Here is a 621-nt window from a genome sequence, read left to right on the forward strand (position 1 = left end):
TTTTATCATTCCCTGGTGCTTTTTAGTACAACAAATGTTCAAAAGCGCACCAAAGCGAAAAAATTGGTGCTGATTATAGCGCTAAATTACCTATTTCAGCAAAACTCTCGTAAAGTGCGTACAGGAGATACAAACAATAAAGAATGATGGATAATTTACCCCTTCGACTTGGTTTAACCATGTGGTCTCACAACCAATGGCAACAAAGCTTTTACGGTAGTGGAACTAAACCTGCTGAGCGTTTAGAAAAATACGCTCAGGTATTTCATACTGTGGAAGGAAATACCACCTTTTACGCCACGCCGACACACAACACGGTGCAAAATTGGAAAGCGGCAACGCACGACGATTTTAAGTTTACGTTTAAGCTCCCTAAGGCTATCACTCATGAACAAATGCTAAGAGGTTGCAACGAGCAACTTCGTGATTTTATGAAAATCATGGAGCCCCTGCATGAGCGTGTCGGTCAATGGACGATCCAACTCCCAGCAGCTTTTGGCCCAGAGTATCTTGAACGTTTGAAAAAGTTTTGCGCCAGTTTCCCGCCTAACTTTCCACTGGGCGTAGAAGTACGTCATATGGCCTTTTTCTCTAAAGGCGAGGAAGAGCGAGCGCTTAATC

Annotated in this window: 1 protein-coding gene; it reads left to right on the forward strand. The window is 43.3% G+C overall.

The window, feature by feature from the left end; genetic code table 11:
• Positions 1-146: 146 nt before the first annotated feature.
• Positions 147-621, forward strand: a 475-nt coding sequence (locus R7190_RS28605) for a DUF72 domain-containing protein (RefSeq protein WP_318138026.1), incomplete at its 3' end; no start/stop codon positions are given.

Source organism: Vibrio sp. 1078-1 (genome assembly GCF_033340475.1).